This is a genomic window from Massilia sp. P2_C2 (genome assembly GCF_056404615.1).
In genome coordinates this window covers 12,959-28,821 of the sequence record NZ_JBFUDR010000047.1, presented here as the reverse complement: position 1 = coordinate 28,821, position 15,863 = coordinate 12,959, and the positions used below count along the sequence as shown (strand labels likewise).

Annotated in this window: 7 protein-coding genes and 1 pseudogene; 5 read left to right on the top strand and 3 right to left on the bottom strand. The window is 65.7% G+C overall.

Annotated elements, in window-relative coordinates:
* A pseudogene (locus AC1DYX_RS08290) lies at window positions 1-1,121 on the bottom strand (DUF4132 domain-containing protein); the annotation flags it as partial.
* Window positions 1,122-1,326: 205 nt separating this feature from the next.
* On the opposite strand from AC1DYX_RS08290, the gene AC1DYX_RS08285 reads away from it, so the two are divergent.
* On the top strand, window positions 1,327-2,493 hold the full coding sequence (locus AC1DYX_RS08285) for an extracellular catalytic domain type 1 short-chain-length polyhydroxyalkanoate depolymerase (RefSeq protein ID WP_477258160.1): 1,167 nt from the start codon (window positions 1,327-1,329) through the stop codon (window positions 2,491-2,493).
* A gap of 43 nt (window positions 2,494-2,536) precedes the next feature.
* Here AC1DYX_RS08285 and AC1DYX_RS08280 read toward each other — a convergent pair whose 3' ends face one another.
* Window positions 2,537-4,777 carry a LamG-like jellyroll fold domain-containing protein gene (locus AC1DYX_RS08280; protein ID WP_477258158.1) on the bottom strand — a complete coding sequence of 747 codons (2,241 nt, stop codon included), beginning with the start codon at window positions 4,775-4,777 and terminating at the stop codon, window positions 2,537-2,539.
* A 416-nt stretch (window positions 4,778-5,193) separates the two neighbouring features.
* Here AC1DYX_RS08280 and AC1DYX_RS08275 point away from each other — a divergent pair, with 416 nt between their 5' ends.
* The 4 genes from AC1DYX_RS08275 to AC1DYX_RS08260 all read left to right on the top strand — a co-directional run bounded on the left by AC1DYX_RS08275 (window position 5,194) and on the right by AC1DYX_RS08260 (window position 14,019).
* Complete coding sequence (locus AC1DYX_RS08275; RefSeq protein ID WP_477258156.1) at window positions 5,194-6,681, top strand: glycoside hydrolase family protein; 1,488 nt, start codon at window positions 5,194-5,196, stop codon at window positions 6,679-6,681.
* Window positions 6,682-6,720: 39 nt separating this feature from the next.
* The gene (locus tag AC1DYX_RS08270; RefSeq protein WP_477258155.1) at window positions 6,721-9,861 is read left to right on the top strand and encodes a glycoside hydrolase family 2 TIM barrel-domain containing protein; all 3,141 of its coding nucleotides are present in this window, start codon (window positions 6,721-6,723) and stop codon (window positions 9,859-9,861) included.
* A gap of 241 nt (window positions 9,862-10,102) precedes the next feature.
* Window positions 10,103-13,051, top strand: coding sequence for a TonB-dependent receptor (locus tag AC1DYX_RS08265; RefSeq protein ID WP_477258154.1), 2,949 nt, complete (start codon window positions 10,103-10,105; stop codon window positions 13,049-13,051).
* A gap of 146 nt (window positions 13,052-13,197) precedes the next feature.
* The gene (locus AC1DYX_RS08260) at window positions 13,198-14,019 is read left to right on the top strand and encodes a rhamnogalacturonan acetylesterase (protein WP_477258153.1); all 822 of its coding nucleotides are present in this window, start codon (window positions 13,198-13,200) and stop codon (window positions 14,017-14,019) included.
* A 59-nt stretch (window positions 14,020-14,078) separates the two neighbouring features.
* On the opposite strand, the gene AC1DYX_RS08255 is transcribed toward AC1DYX_RS08260, so the two are convergent.
* The gene (locus AC1DYX_RS08255; protein ID WP_477258152.1) at window positions 14,079-15,785 is read right to left on the bottom strand and encodes a glycoside hydrolase family 43 protein; all 1,707 of its coding nucleotides are present in this window, start codon (window positions 15,783-15,785) and stop codon (window positions 14,079-14,081) included.
* Between the last annotated feature and the right edge of the window lie 78 nt (window positions 15,786-15,863).

Sequence of the window (15,863 nt, the reverse complement as noted above, 5' to 3'; positions counted from 1 at the left end):
TCCATGGCCAGCACGGTGTTGTCTGCGGGCGGCAGCAGCGGCGGCTCGGGGAGACCGATCGCAGCAGCGTCGGCGGCCGCGTTCAGGCGCGACAGCGCGGCGCGGATCGCCTGCTGCACCGGCTTGCTCGCCTCGCCGGCCAGCGCCGCCTCGAGCGTCGCCCCGGCGGCGTCGCCGCGCAGGCGCGCCAGCAGCTCGGCGCTGTTGATTCTTTCCGAGGTCTCCCCGGCGCGCAGCAGGGTCTCGAGGTGTGTGAGGCAGGTGGCGGGATCGAGCGCATCGAGGTGCCGCGCCGCGGCCGCGCGTACGGTCCTGGCCGCGCCGACGGCAAGGCGTACCAGTTGGCCGGCGAAGCGGTCGCGCAGGGCATCCGTGGAGCCGATGCGGTCGACGAGCAGGGTCTTGCCGGCCAGCGACAGCGTACCCGCGACGAATTCGACCTCGTCCGGATGGGCCAGCATGTCGTCGTCGAGCGCGCCCGGCGCCAGCAGGCGACGATAGATCTGGTGGTGATAGTACGCGTCGATCCCGGCGCGCTCGAATACGATGGCCAGGGTCATCTGCTGCGGCAGGCCGGCTTCGGCCAGCAGTGCGCGCAGCAGGTGCACGTCCCATGCCGGGCGGCTGGACACGAGCGAGGCCTCGGCGTGCGACGCTTCGTCGGGCACGCTACCCCACAAGGCGTCGTTCAGCACGTACTGCAGCCAGTCGGGCGCCGCCGGGCCGGCGCGGTCGAGCGACAGCCGCTGGTCGGCGGCTTCCAGCACGTGGCCCAGCCGCACSAGCCTCGCGAGCGATTCGGGCGTGTCCGTCGCCCGCCGGTAGAAAGAGTCGCGTGCCTTGACGCCGGCCTGCACGTCCTTGGCCGTCGCCGCGTCGGCATGACGCATGTGCCAGCGCAGTCCACCCGGCCTGCCGAGCAGCGTCGATGCCTCGGACGCATGTGGCGGCAGCTCGAACAGGACGCCCGGGTCCGCACCATCGGCCACGTATTGGGCGGCGCGCGCGGCCAGGCCGGCGTCGAGCCGGGCCAGCGGCGCCAGGCCCTGGCGCAGCAGCCCGGCATCGGTGTTCAGCAGATTGCGGGCCGTATCCAGCGCGCCTTGGAGAGATTCGAACATTTCAGGGTTCCCGACGGAAGTTTGCAAGCCGCGTTCAATGGCAGAGCCAGATTGTAATGGCTGGCGGGTCGGAGATTCTCACTAACTTTCACTGACATAAGAACGTTGGGACCTCGCCTGCCAGTCAGCGGATACGTACGCCAGCGTACAGTGCGCGGACGGGTAGATCGGTATATTGCACTGCACCATAATATGCCGAGAAAATATGGCGAAACTGGCCCCAGGTACCCGATTACTGCGCAGTCTGACGCGTGCCGCGAAGTCGCAGCAGAAGACGCTGGTGAAGCTGCTGGACGCTTACGCGACACCCACGCCGGCGCGCAAACCCCGCAAGTCCGCGTCAAACAAGGCGCCGCCCAGGCGCGCACCCGCACAGCCGGCGGCGCCCGTGGTCCGGCGGCCTGCGCGACCAGATGCACTGTCCGCGCCCGGTGCATGGTTGGCGGGGCAGTATCTGCCGCCACGCAAGCCCGGCCAGGCGGTCGCGCAGCCCATGAATTACTGGCTGTATGTGCCGGATCGCGTGCCGGACACCGTGGCGCGCAACGGCTGGCCACTGGTCGTCATGCTGCACGGCTGCCAGCAAAACGCGACGCAGTTTGCCCAGGGCACACGCATGAACCTGCTGGCGGAAGACAAAGGCTATGCGGTGCTCTACCCGGAACAACCGGTGAGCGTGCAGACGCAACGCTGCTGGCGCTGGTATGACCGGTCCACCCAGCACGGGGGCGGCGATACCAGGATACTGGCGGCGCTGATCCGCACCGTGAGTGAACGGCACGGGATCGACCGGCACCGCATCTATGCCTGCGGGCTCTCTGCCGGCGCCGGCATGGCGGCCATCCTGGCACTGAATCATCCCGAACTGATTGCCGCTGTCGGCCTGCATTCCGGCCCGGTCTTCGGTGCCGGTCATGGCCCGCTGGGCGCGCTGCACGTGATGCGTCACGGTGCCCCGGTGCACGCGGACGCGGCCATTCCAAGTCTGTTGCAGCGCCGCTCGACGCAGGCGTTGCCGGCCGTGGCCGGGCCGATGCCGCGGATGCCGGCCCTGCTGATCCAGGGCGAAGACGACCAGGTGGTCCACCCGGTGAACCAGCGACAACTGGCGCGGCAGTGGATGCAATTGAACGGGTTGCCGCCCGGTCCGGCGACGCGGGTGGCGGTGAAGCCTGCCGGACGGGGCGGCAGCCGGCATGCGCACGAGATCCACGATTACGTCGTGGGCCGCAAGGTGTTGCTGCGCGTCGTCAGTGTCGCAGGTTTGCGCCATGCATGGAGCGGTGGCGACCCGGCGTTCGAGTTCAATGCGAAAGCGGGGCCGGACGCCAGCCGCATGATGCTCGAATTCCTGGGCAGGCACCGGCGTTGAACTGCACGGCCGGCCCGCTGGAAGACGGGCCGGCCGTTTTACATCAGCTGGAAGCGATCAGCGCCGCGATGTCCGCCGCGCTGAGTGCGCCGCGGTAGATGCGGAACTCGTCGATCCGGCCGTTGAAGTACGGATCGGCCGAGTACTGCGAGCGGCCGATCCAGTTCTGGGTCGTGCCGCCCARCTGCCACGGCGGCAGGAACTCGTTGGTGTTGCTGCCGACCGCGGTTCCGTTCACGTACAGCGTGGCCGTGCGGCCCGACAGCGTGACGGCCACGTGGACCCACTGCGCCGTCGGCAGCGCGGCCGTGCCGGCCACGGTCTGGCTGCCGTTGCCGCCGTCGACCGTGATGGCGAAGGTCACGACGCCGCTGCTCGAACGGGGCGTGAGGAACATGTAGCGTCCCGTGCCCGACCCGAAGTCGAAGACGCGTTCCCAGTTGCGCGACGCGTTCCAATAGACCCAGGTGCAGACCGTGAAGTCGGTCAGGTCCGTCACCAGGTTGGCCGGCAGGGTCACGTAGTCCGTGCTGCCGTTCAGCGCCAGCGCGCTGCCGGACTTGCCGGTCCCCCAGGTGCCGCTGCCCGTCAGCGTGCCGGCATGGCCGTTGCCGCTGCCGTCGCCCACCGTCGTCCCCGTTCCCTCGTTGCAGGCGAGGTAGGTGTGCAGCGTCTTGCCGACGATGGCCGTGGCGCGGTTCGAGTCGGCCGTGGTGCCGGTCGGCGTCACGGCGTTGACGACGTAGTACCAAGTCCCCGTGCCCGGATTGTCCGTCCAGGTGAGCAGGTCGGTGATGCCGGTGGCGATCGTGGTCCACGGGCCGCTCGTGGACGTGGCGCGCTTGACGTTGTAGCTGGTGGCGTAGGCGCTGCCCCACCACGACAGCTCCACCTGGCCGGCCGGCGCGCGCGCCTTCAGGCCGCTCGGCGCGGCACCTGCCGCGATCGGGTCGCGCGTGCACGTGAGGGTGCCGTAGCCCAGCTGATCATAGCCGCCGCTCGTCGCCCCGTAGTTGCCGCCGCCGCCCTCGGGTTGCACGACCTGGGCGAACTGCTTCGAGTACGGGGCGGCAAGGCCCTTGCGGTTGACGTAGTGGTTGTAGACGAGGGCCCAGCACGGACGGGGCGTGCCCTGGCTGTTCGTCGCAAAGACGTTCTGCTGCACGTTGTCGACGTTGTTGTACGGGACGTAGGGCACCGTGTAATACGTCGTGCCGGACTGGATCAGGTTCGATTTCGCGACGTATTCCGCGCCCATCAGGAAACGGTTGTTGTCGTAGCCGTACAGGTCCACGCCCTGGTTCCACGCCATCTCGCAAATGGCGCCCATGAGTGCGATGCCGAGGGTGGCGTGGCCCTGGTCGCGGCCCGATTCCTGCCACTGGCCCAGGAAGCCCGGGTGGATGTAGTACACCGCCTGCGCGACGGCGCCATTGCCCGCGCCGCCCTTGAAGTAGTTGACGGCCTCGTCGAACAGCGACTGGTCGTCGCACAGCACGCCGATGGCCAGGATCGAGGCCATCTGGCACAGATCCCAGTTGGCCCAGTAATGCGTGACGTCCGTGTTGTTGTGGCGGATGAGGAAGTCGTGGTTGATCGGGTAGAACACGGTCTTCATCATGTTCTGGAAGCGGGCGAAATCCGCCGCGGCCCAGCCGGTGTAGGTGCGCATCATCTCGCCGGCGTTGGCGAATTCATAGCCGTAGATGCCCGCCGCCAGCGCGGCATCCGTCGTGCCCTGGATCGAGGTGAGCACGGCCGACCAGGCGTTCATGATCGTCACGGACATGTCGGCGTAGGCCGTCTCGCCCGTGATCTTGTAGCGCAGGGCGCAGGCGTAGGCGGCGGCCACGTCGTTGTACAGGCTGCTGTAGTTCTCGGGATGGACGCCGTCGTAGCCGCGGTACACGATGGCTTGCGGATTGTAGTTGTAGGTCGTGCTGCAATGCCCGTTGGCGATCAGGATGTTCCAGCTGCCGGACCACGGGCTCAGCGTGTACTTGGCCGCCATCCGGTTGAAGTCGGCCTGGGTGTGCAGCAGGCCGGGGTGGACGAAGGCCGTCGTGGTGGTCGCGGCCGTCGTCGTGGGCGAGGCCGCATTCGCGAGCAGTTTGCTCCCGGCCGGCTCGCCGTTGCCGGCACCGCAACCGGTGAGGGCGAGGGCACCCAGGCTCAGCAGGAAGCTGCGGCGCCCCAGTTCCGCGCGGGAGACCTCGTCGGGGGCTTCCGACGGATCGAGGGCGGGGCGGGGCGAGGGGACACCTGGTGTTTCGGGTCGTTTCATCTATTCCTCCATGGCATTCAGGTTAGAAACCGCGGTCGAACTCCGTCAGTCTTGGGATGCCACTGCGGATGCTGACGGGACCGGCAGTATTTGTTATCGATATCCGCAACGAGCATCATAGCGCTATCTCCTGGTGTGGAAATGCGTCAGCACAAGTGGTTGGCATCTATAAAACATATCGATTTCTACAAAAAACATATGGCTCGCGCGGGGTGGGCACAGGTATGATCGGCGTCATCAAGGAGTGTCTTGTCCAGAAGTGACGCGCAAACTTGACGGGCTGGTCAGTTGTGCTATAAATCAGTCTGTACCTGTTATCGATACCACGAGCGGCGCGACGGATCGGCAATCGCGGCGCCACAAACAATAAGCCCGGCGACGGCGCATACCGGACGCGCAGGCAGAGGAGACTACATTTGTTCACGTTACGTGCGTTCGCGCGCCGGTGGGCCGCGCCGCTGGCCATTGTTTGCGTCGGCCTGTTCGCAGCTTGCGCGCCCGCCGCGGCGCAGGCGGCAGACAGCCGGGTGCAGGTGCATCCGTTCCCCAATCCCATTCGCTACAGCCATCACAACGACGACTACACGGTGCGCGTGCGCGTCCCTGGCGGCGCGTGGCAGGACCTGTATGAATACAATGTCAAGGTCGACCTCGATAAGGCACAGGATGCCTCGATGGTCTTCTTCAATTTCGACGGCACGGTGGAAGTGGCGGTCCAGAAGAACAACGGCCTGTTCTCGAAGGTGACCGTGCGCCCGGACGCAAAGGGCATCAAGCCGGTCGTGCGCGACGGCATCGCCTATTTCATCATGCACCGCCCGGAAAACCTCAGCGTCGAATTCGACGACGACCGCCTCCACAACCTGCACGTGTTCACGCATGCGATCCGCGCCGACATGCCGGCCGTGCCCGCAGGCCTGTCCTCGAACGACATCGGCATGGGCACGACGCCGGACCTGACGCGCAACACCGTGTTCTTCGGTCCCGGCATCCACAAGGGCGACTTCCGCATCCGTTCGCACAGCACCGTGTACATCCACGGTTCGGCCATTCTGAAAAGCCCGCTGGTCATCGACGGTGTCGAGGATGTGAAGGTGATCAGCGACGGCCTGTTTGACGGCACCGACGTGACGACCATCCGGAATGCGCGCAATGTCGAGATCGACGGCCCGATCGCGATCAACCAGCCGCACGGCACGATGCGCTGCATCACTTCGCAGGACCTCGTCGAAAAGAACATCCGCACGATCGGCGCCGGCCAGTGGTCGGACGGCCTCGGCCACTTTGCCTGCGAACGCGTGACGATCGCGGACAGTTTCGTGCGCACGTCGGACGACTGCCTCACGTTCTACAACCACCGCTGGGACATCTGGGGCGATACGCGCGATGTGCAAGTGCGCGACACGACGCTGTGGGCCGACATCGCGCATGCCGTCATGATCGGCATCCACGGCAACACGCCGACGGCGGACCACCCGCGCAGCGAAATACTGGAGCGGCTGCGTTTTTCCAACATCGACGTTCTGGACCACGACGAGGACGACCCGGAATACGAGGGTGCGCTCGGCATCATGGCCGGCGACGACAACCTCGTGCGCGACGTCGTGTTCGAGGATATCCGCGTCGACCGCATCGAAGAGGGCAAACTGTTCAACTTCAAGATCGCCTACACCGCAAAGTACAACACGAGCCCCGGGCTCGGGATCGAGAACGTCACCCTGCGCAATATCCATTACACGGGCAGGGGATCGCCCAGCGCATCGCTGATCACGGGGCGCGACGCTGCGCGCAAGGTGAAGAACGTCACGATCGAGAACGTGACCGCGGGTGGCAAGCGCCTCACCGGACCCCAGCCGGGACTGCTGGAGGTGAACGAATTCGTGGACGGCCTGCGCTTCCGCTGACGGACCACCGCAAGCAAGCATAACAATAACGGAGATACCATGACATCAACGAGAATCATTGCCGCCGCGCTGGTGGCAGCGGCCGCATCCGCGCTGCCGGCACAGGCTGCCCAGGCGGCCAAGGCCACGCCGGCCGAGTGGGAACAGCCGGAAGTCGTCGCCGTCAACCGCGAACCGATGAAGGCCACATTCTTCAATTTCGAGTCGCGCGAGAAGGCGCTGGCCGGCGACAAGGCCGCGTCGCAATATTACCTGTCGCTGGACGGCACGTGGTCGTTCAAATATTCGACGAATCCGGACGTGCGCCCGAAGGATTTCTACAAGCCGTCGTACGACGTCGCCAAATGGGGGCATATCCAGGTGCCGGGCATGCTGCAGGCGCAGGGCTACGGCAAGCCGATCTTCACCAACATCCGCTACCCGTTCCCCGCCAACGAACCGTATATCGCGCATGAACTGAACGAGGTGGGTTCGTACCGGCGCGACTTCGACCTGCCCGCCGCGTGGTCGGGCCGCGACGTGTTCCTGCAGATCGGCGCGGCCGGCGCCGCGTACTACGTGTGGGTGAATGGCCGGAAAGTCGGCTATTCCGAGGATTCCAAGCTGCCCGCGGAATTCGACCTGACCCACTACGTGAAGCCGGGCCACAACACGATCGCGATCGAGTTGTATCGCTGGGCGGACGGCTCCTACCTGGAAGACCAGGATTTCTGGCGCGTGAACGGCATCGAACGCAGCGTGTACCTGTATGCCGAACCGAAGACGCGCCTGCGCGATTATCGCGTGACGGCGTCGCTGGCCAAGCCAGCCTACCGCGACGGCCGCTTCGAACTCGTCGCGGAAGTCGCTGGCGCGCCGGCAGACCTGCAAGTGCAGGCGCGCGTGCTGGACGGCGAGCGCGAAGTGCTGCGCGCGCAGGGCAAGCCGGGCGCCGACCGCAAGGCGGTGCTGGCGGGCGCCATCCCGTCCGTACGGCCCTGGTCGGCCGAGACGCCGAACCTGTACACTCTGCTCGTCGAGGTGGCGGATGCGCAGGGGCGGCTCGTGTCGGCGACGTCACGCCGCATCGGCTTTCGCACCGTGGAGGTGGCGGACGGCGAAGTGCGCGTGAACGGCCGGCGCGTGATGATCAAGGGCGTCAACCGCCACGAACATGATCCCTACACGTGGCGCGTGATGTCGATGGAGACGATGCACAAGGACATCGAGCTGATGAAGCGTGCGAACGTCAACGCCGTGCGCGCATCGCACTATCCGAACGATCCGCGCTGGTATGACCTGGCCGACGAATACGGCCTGTACATCATGGACGAGGCCGACCTCGAATCGCACGGCTACATGGAGATGGGCGACAAATCGCCGGACGCGAAGACGCGCGCGGCGATCCAGCTGGGCTACAAACCGCACTGGCGCATCGCCCACCTCGACCGCATTTCGCGCATGGTGGAACGCGACAAGAATTCGCCGTCGGTCATCTTCTGGTCGCTGGGGAACGAGGCCGGCACCGGACCGAATTTCGAGAACGCCGCCGCCTGGATCCGCAAGAACGATCCGACGCGCCTGATCAGCTACCTGGGCCACGGCACCATCGGCGAGGAACACCTGCCGAACGCCTACGTCGACATCTATGCGCCCATGTACGACGATATCGAGAAGATGGAAGACTACGCGCTCGATCCGAACTTTCGCGAGCCGATGATCCAGTGCGAGTACGCCCACGCGATGGGCAATTCGCTGGGCAACCTGGAAGACTACTGGCAGGTGATCCGCGCGCACCGCAAGCTTCAGGGCGGCTTCGTGTGGGACTGGGTCGACCAGAGCATCATCGCGCGTGACGAGAAGGGCCGCACCTACTGGGCGTCCGGCTTCGACCTGAATCCGGAACGGGGCGACAACAGCGTCGTCGGCGACGGCGTCGTCCGTTCCGACCGCACGCCCGATCCGGAATATTTCGAACTGCAGAAGGTCTATTCGCCCGTCGTGTTCGAAGGCGACCCGGCCGCCGGCGCGATCGAGGTGGTGAACCGCTACGACATGCGCGACTTGTCGCACCTGGCCTTCGACTGGGAACTGGCGCGCGACGGCGTCAATGTGGCCCGCGGCACGCTGGCCGATGCCGCGGTGCCGGCCGGCGGCCGCCAGAAGCTGGCGCTGGCGCTGCCGGAGGTCGCGCCCGGCGGTGAACGGGTGCTGACGGTACACGCCCGCTTGCGCGCCGCGGAGCCGGGTGTGGAGAAGGGCAGCGTCGTCGGTTGGTCGCAGTTCGTGCTGGCCGCGGCTCCGGTCGCGCACAAGGATGGGGCAGGCGTCGCCCCGGTGCGCACGGACGGCGCGGTGGAACTGCGGGCCGGCGACGCCGTGCTGCGCCTGGCGCCCGATACCGGACTCGTGACCTATGCCGTGGCGGGACGCACGGTGCTCAAGGGCGGCGCGCCGAACTTCTGGCGCGGGCTGACGGACAATGACGAAGGCGCGGGCGTGGACAAGAGCCACAAGGTGTGGCAGACGTTCACGGAACAGCGCAAGGTGCGCGACGTCGTGGTCGACGGCGATGCCGTGCGCGTGCTGTTCAGCTTCGGCGCCGGCGCCGCGCACTGGGAAAACGTCTATCGCATGCGCGCCGACGGCAGCGTCGAGGTGAACGCGAGCTTCACGCCGCTGCGCGACGACCTGCCGGATCCGTTGCGCCTGGGCCTGCGCTTCGACAGCCTGCCGGCGCTGGATGCGCTGAGCTGGTATGGCCGCGGCCCGCAGGAGTCGTACGCCGACCGCAAGACGGGCGCCGCCCTCGGCCTGTATGACGGCAAGCTGGCCGACCAGTACCACGGCTATATCCGGCCGCAGGAAAGCGGCAACAAGACGGACGTGCGCTGGTTCCAGCTGCGCGGCGGAGACGGGACCGGCATCCGCATCGGCGCCGACACGCCGTTCGCGTTCAATGCGCTGGCGTTCCCGTACGAGGACCTGTACCTGCGGCCACGCGGCACGTGGAAGAGTTCCGAGATCGCGCCGCATGGCGACGGCTCCGTGCTGGTCGACATGGCCCAGGCGGGCGTCGGCGGCGACACCGGCTGGAGCCTCGACGGCCGGCCGCACGTGAAGTACCGTATCCCGCTGCAACACGCTCGCTACCGTTTCGTGATCGCACCTGTGCGCGCGGAGCGCATGGCGGCCGAATGATGGGAGGTTCGGGACGCGCAGTCCGGGACGCGTAGCCCGGGGCCTGTGCGTCCCGGGCCGGAAGCTCCAGCACGTGTCAAACCCGCGGCGTCGTAAAGATGCCACAGCGAACATGAAATTTCTCTTAGGCATACATACAACGAAAGGATGGCGCATATAATTAATACGGGTTTGTTATCGATACCTAGAGCGCCGGACGACTGATCCGGCGACAACCAAAACAGAAGCAGAGGAGAATACAATGCATCAAAAGCAATATATCGGACCGAAGATGTCGGTCGTGGCCATCGCCCTCGCCCAGGCCTTCGCCGGTCACGCGTTCGCGCAGCAGGCCGATGCCAATACCGTCGTCGTGACCGGTATCCGCGCCAGCGCGCAGTCGTCGGTCGCGATCAAGCGCAACACGATGGAAGTGGTCGATTCGATCACTGCGGAAGACATCGGCAAGCTGCCGGACACGAACGTCGGTGAAACGATGACCCGCATTCCAGGCGTGCAGGCCTACCGCTTCGGCGGCGAGGCTTCCGCGCCCTGGGGGGGCTTCGGCTCCGGGGTGACCATCCGTGGCCTGGGCTACACCGCGTTCCAGACCAATGGACGTCAGTATTTCAGCGCCGGTGGCCGCGAATTCAACGTCGAGGCGGCGGTCCCTGGCATGGTCGCCGGAATCGACGTGTACAAGAACCCGTCGGCCGAACACATCGAAGGCGGGATCGGCGGCCTGGTCAACGTCCGTACCCGCAGGCCGAGCGATTTCAAGAAGCTGACCGCGTCGCTATCCGTGAACTATCGAGAGAACGATCTGGCCAAGAAGGCCGAGCCGGAATTGTTCGGCCTGCTTGCCAACAGCTTCGACCTCGGCGGCGGTCGCCGTATCGGGGTGATGGCGGCTGCCACTTACCAGAAAAGCACGACGCGCAACGACAATGACCCAGCCAATCGCGGCCCCAGCTTCAAGCGCGCGATCCGCGGCGACAGCGCCGAATACGCTACGCTGGCCGCCAAGAACACCTCGAATTCGAACAACGCACCGATGGCTGGCTATGTCGGCCGCAGCGACATCAGCTTCCTGCAGAACGTGAACGCCACCGGCGCGCAGACGCCGGATATGACGGGCTTGACCGCTGACCAGCAAAACAATGTGATGCTGGGCACTTCGATGACCAATAACGTGTTCGAAGAAGTCATCATGCGCACGCGTAAAGGCCTGAACCTGGCTGCCGATTATCGCGCCAGCAATACCTTGCGCTTCTACGCCGAAGCCAACTACTACTACTTCATCTACCATCAGAACTACCGCGGCCTCAATTCGAACGACGGCGGTAACGTCCAAAACCTGCAGACAACGCCGTTCAACTACAACGAAAATCTGGCTAACCGCAACAGCAACGGCGGTTCAAATGACACGATTCTGAACAAGCGCTTCCTGAGCGGCACTTTCCTTAATTCCACCGTGACGACCGTCGGTGGCGACGAGCACACGCCATGGTGGACCGGGATCGGCGCGTTCGGCGCCGAGTGGACCCCGATCGCTGGCCTGTCGCTGAAGAGTGACTTCAACTACATCAAGTCGGATAAGCGGAGCGATAACCGTTCGATCCGGTTGGATTCGGCAGCCGGTTTGCAGTGGGCGACCACGCGCGTGGCCGATGGCGCGCCGCAATACCTGAACTTCAGCGGTCCGAGCCTGAGCGATCCGAACAACTTCGTGTTCAAGGACTACAACAACGGCCAGCACTACCATAATTCCGATAACGGCTTCGCAATGGCGTTGGCCGGCACGTACGACCTGGACGGCTTCTTCAACAAGCTTCGCTTCGGAGGCCGTTTTGCGTATCAGCATGATCTGTTCCAGAACTATGGCGTCAGCTCCTGGTTGACATCGGACAAGAAAGACGTGAACGCAAGCCGCTCGAATGCAACGTCGGCCGCCACCCTGGCCGGTAATCTGCAAACGGCGCCGGCCAACTTCATGCGAGGCGAAGCCGGCTATAGCGGCGGTTACCTGGTGTACTCGCCGGATGCTCTGCTGGGTGACAAGGTTCGCACGGCATTCCCGGGTTTCGGCCTCCCGTCCGAGGCCTCCATGCCCGAGATTGCGTCGGGGCGCACGGTGTTCGGCGAACATGACTCCGCCGCTTATGTGTCCGGCGACTTCAGTGCGTTCGACGAGCGCGTCAAGGGTAATGTCGGCGTGCGTTTCGTGCGCACCCAAACGGTGGCCATGGCGCGCGCCGCGGACCTGCGTCCTGGGGCCGCCGCAGGCGCGTTGGTGGACGTGGTCAAGACCAACAATTACAACAACGTGCTGCCGACGTTTAACATGACCTATGATCTCGCGCCGGATTCCCTGGTGCGCCTTGGTTATGGCCGGGGCATGACCCGTCCTGGACTGGGTTCGCTGAATCCTACGATCAGCGTCAACACGACCACCGGCACTGGCAGCATCGGCAATACGTCCCTGCGCCCGCTGGTCGCGGACAGCTACGATATCTCGTTGGAGCACTATTTCAACAAGACGAACTATGCGTCCTTCGCCGTGTTCGACAAGGAGATCAAGGACTTCCCCAACGCGATCAACTCGTGCGAGACGCTCAGCAACGTGGCGCCGTATTCAGGTGTGCTGGACAACGGTTGCAGCGGTGGCCAGTATCAGGTCAGCAAGCAGGTCAACTCCGAAAAGGGTTATGCACGCGGCTTTGAGGTGGCGGGCCAGTACTTCTTCGACTCCAGCTTCGGCATCCTGAAAAATTTCGGTGTGTCCGGTTCGTATAGCTTCGTCAAGACGGACAACCCGCTGAATTTCGGTACTGCCGCAGCGCCGGTCATCGTCCACACGCTCCAGCCGTTCGTATCGAAGAACAACTACAGCCTGTCGGCGATGTACGAGGACAACAAGTTGTCCGGCCGCCTGGTCTATACCTGGCGTTCGCCGTCGGTGCTGTTCGGCGTGGACCCGTACCCGATTTGGTCCCGCTACATCAAAGCCTATGGCCTGCTTGACGCTTCGGCCAGCTACAAGGTCGCTGATAACCTGACGTTGCGCTTCACTGCCACGAACCTCACGAACCAGGCGGGTAACCGCGGCGTCGGCGTGCCTGGCGCGACCGAGACCCAGATGGAGTTCCAGCACTTCTACAATGGCCGTTCCTACAGCCTTGGCCTGAACTACACGTTCGGCAACCTCTGAGATTCGTTCTCTCGTCGCGGGACCCGTGCCCGCTTTCTTGTCCCGCCCCGGCACTCGTCGGGGCGGGTTTTTTCTTGGCGCTGCAGGCGTTCGTCAAGCGGGATGAGCGACCCCGCTGAGGTCATACGCATCAAATGGAGGGAACCATGTTCGACATACGGGCGATCGGAGTGGCGCTGGCCTGGGCCATGGCGGGCGCAGGCGTACACGCGGAGGAGGCCAGGCCCGTACGCTTCATCCTCGTCGGCGATTCGACGATGGCCAGGACCAGTGGCTATGGAAATGCGTTCTGCGAACGGCTGATCGTGGCAGACACCTGCCTGAACCTGGCACGCGCGGGACGCAGCTCCGCCAGCTTCCGCAGGGAGGGACGCTGGAACGAGGTCGAGGGTTTGTTGCGCGGCGCCGCCGCGTATCGCGTCACTTATGTGCTGATCCAGTTCGGCCACAACGACCAGCCGGGCAAGCCGGGGCACAGCACCGATCTGGCCACGGTATTCCCGGCCAATATGGCGCGCTACGCCAGCGAGGTGAAGGCACTGGGCGGCATCCCTGTGCTGGTGACGCCCCTGACACGCCGCACCTTCGTCGACGGCAAGCTCGATAACAACCTGCGCCCGTGGGCGGAAGCCGTGCTGAAGGTCGCGCGCCAGGCACACGTGCCGGTGCTGGACCTGAATGCGGACAGCCATGCCGCGGTGCAGGACATGGGGCAGGACGAAGCGGACACGCTGGCTGTCGTCCCGCGTCCCCTGGGTTATGCGGGGCCGGCCGTACTGCCGGGTGCGCCGGGCGTCGGAGGCACGGCGCCGGAAAACGCACAGCGACCGTCGGGACCGAAGACGGCATTCGACCGTACGCATCTGGGCAGGAAGGGCGCGGACTATTTTGCGCGCATGGTCGAACGGGAGTTGCTGAACGTGCTGCCGGAATTGCGCAGCGAATTCCCGGTGGGAAGCGATCGGTGATCCGGTGGGACGTCGGCGGCTGCCCGGGCCRGCGCAGAGCCGGCCGGCAGCCGTTGCATTCAGTACGGCCCGACGCCCGGCGCCGTCACATTGAAATAATCGGCTTCCAGGAACGAGCGCTGCGTACGCGCCTGCGCGCCCACGCTGAACAGGCCGACCTGCGCCCCGACCCACGTGCCGCGCGTGACCGGGAACGCATCGCCCGCCGGCTTGAACGCGCGGCCATCCACGCTGTAGGCGAAGTTGACGAAGCCGCCTTCGCTCATCTGCATGCGCAGCGTGAGCGCATCGGGCGCGTCGGCCAGGATCACCGTGGACTCTTCGCGGCAGCGCGGTCCGAACGGGCCGCACACGGTGCGCACGAGTTCCGTCTTTCCGCCGTGACTGCGCAGTCCCACCCAGGCGTACTGCATCGCGTTGACGATCAGCCCGGCGCGGTCGCCGTCCGCGGCGCCGTCGACGCGCACGCGCGTCTCGACGATGAAGCGAGATGCGGGCGCCTTCTGGGTGAGGATGGAACCCGCCGCGCGCACGAAGCCATCCGCCTCCGGCACGACCTGCGTGTACAGGCGCAGGCGGCCGGGGTTGTCGGCCAGCGAATACCAGCCGGGCGCCGGATTGGCGCCCCATTGCCACTGCGGCCCCAGGTTCGGGCCGGCGAAGGCGTCGCTCGTCGCCGGCGCGGCCGGGCCATACCCCTGGACCGGCTTCGTGTACGTGATCACGGGTTCGCCCGTGCCCGGCTTGCGGCCCGGCGCGCCGATGATGGGCCAGCCGTCTTCCCAGCGCATCGGCTGCAGGTGCACGACGCGGCCGTAGGCGCCCTTGTCCTGGAAGTGCACGAACCAGTCCTTGCCGTCCGGCGCATCGACCCAGGCGCCCTGGTGCGGGCCGTTGACCGGGGTATCGCCCTGGTCCATCACGCGCCGCGCCTCGAACGGCCCGGTGATGCTGCGCGACCGGAACACGGCCTGCCAGCCCATCTCGACGCCGCCGGCCGGCGCGAACACATAGTAATAGCCGTGCGCCTTGTACAGTTTCGGGCCTTCGACCGTGTGATAGCCGGGATAGCTGCCGCCGTCGATGATGTCGGTGCCTTTATTGTCGAGCATGCGCGTGGCCTGCGGGTCCATGCGGCGCAACGTGACGATGTTGTTGATGCCGGCGCGGCTCTTCGCCCAGGCGTGCACGAGCCAGGCATTGCCGTCGTCGTCCCACAGCGGGGCCGGGTCGATGATGCCGCGCCCGGCCAGCAGCAGGCGGGGCGCGGTCCACGGACCGTTGAAATGTTCCGCCGTGACGACGAATACACCCTGGTCCGGGTCGGGATAAAAGATCCAGAACCGGCCATCGTGCCAGCGCAGGCAGGGGGCCCACACGCCCTTGCCATACTGCGGACGGTCGAACATGGYGGCCGGCTCCAGCCGGGGCAGGGCATGGCCGACGAGCGTCCAGTTCACGAGGTCGGGCGATTCGAGCAGCGGCAGGCCGGGTGCGTTGTTGAAGCTCGATGCTGTCATGTAGAACCTGGCGCCGACGCGGATCACGTCCGGATCGGAGTAATCGGCATGCAGGACGGGGTTGCGGTAGCGGCCGTCGCCGAGGTCGGCGACCCACGGGGCTGAGGCCATGGGCGATCCGGCGGCGGTCGCAGCGGGCGCGGTCCCGGCCACGCCGGCGCACCCTGCGCCGGCGATACAGGCAAGCAGTGCGGCGGCGCCGATGCCGGTGCGCGTCAGCGAATCAACAGGCGAGAGAGCAAGCAACGGGGTCTCCTGGTTGGGTTGTTATCGATCCCATGGTAACATTCCTGATTGGGCACGATCAAGGTTATCCCGACTGCA

What these genes read in the sequence shown, in the direction of transcription:
- AC1DYX_RS08285 (WP_477258160.1), top strand. Translation starts at nt 1,327, where the DNA reads ATGGCGAAACTGGCCCCAGGTACCCGATTACTGCGCAGTCTGACGCGT.
- AC1DYX_RS08270 (WP_477258155.1), top strand. Translation starts at nt 6,721, where the DNA reads ATGACATCAACGAGAATCATTGCCGCCGCGCTGGTGGCAGCGGCCGCA.
- AC1DYX_RS08265 (WP_477258154.1), top strand. Translation starts at nt 10,103, where the DNA reads ATGCATCAAAAGCAATATATCGGACCGAAGATGTCGGTCGTGGCCATC.
- AC1DYX_RS08260 (WP_477258153.1), top strand. Translation starts at nt 13,198, where the DNA reads ATGTTCGACATACGGGCGATCGGAGTGGCGCTGGCCTGGGCCATGGCG.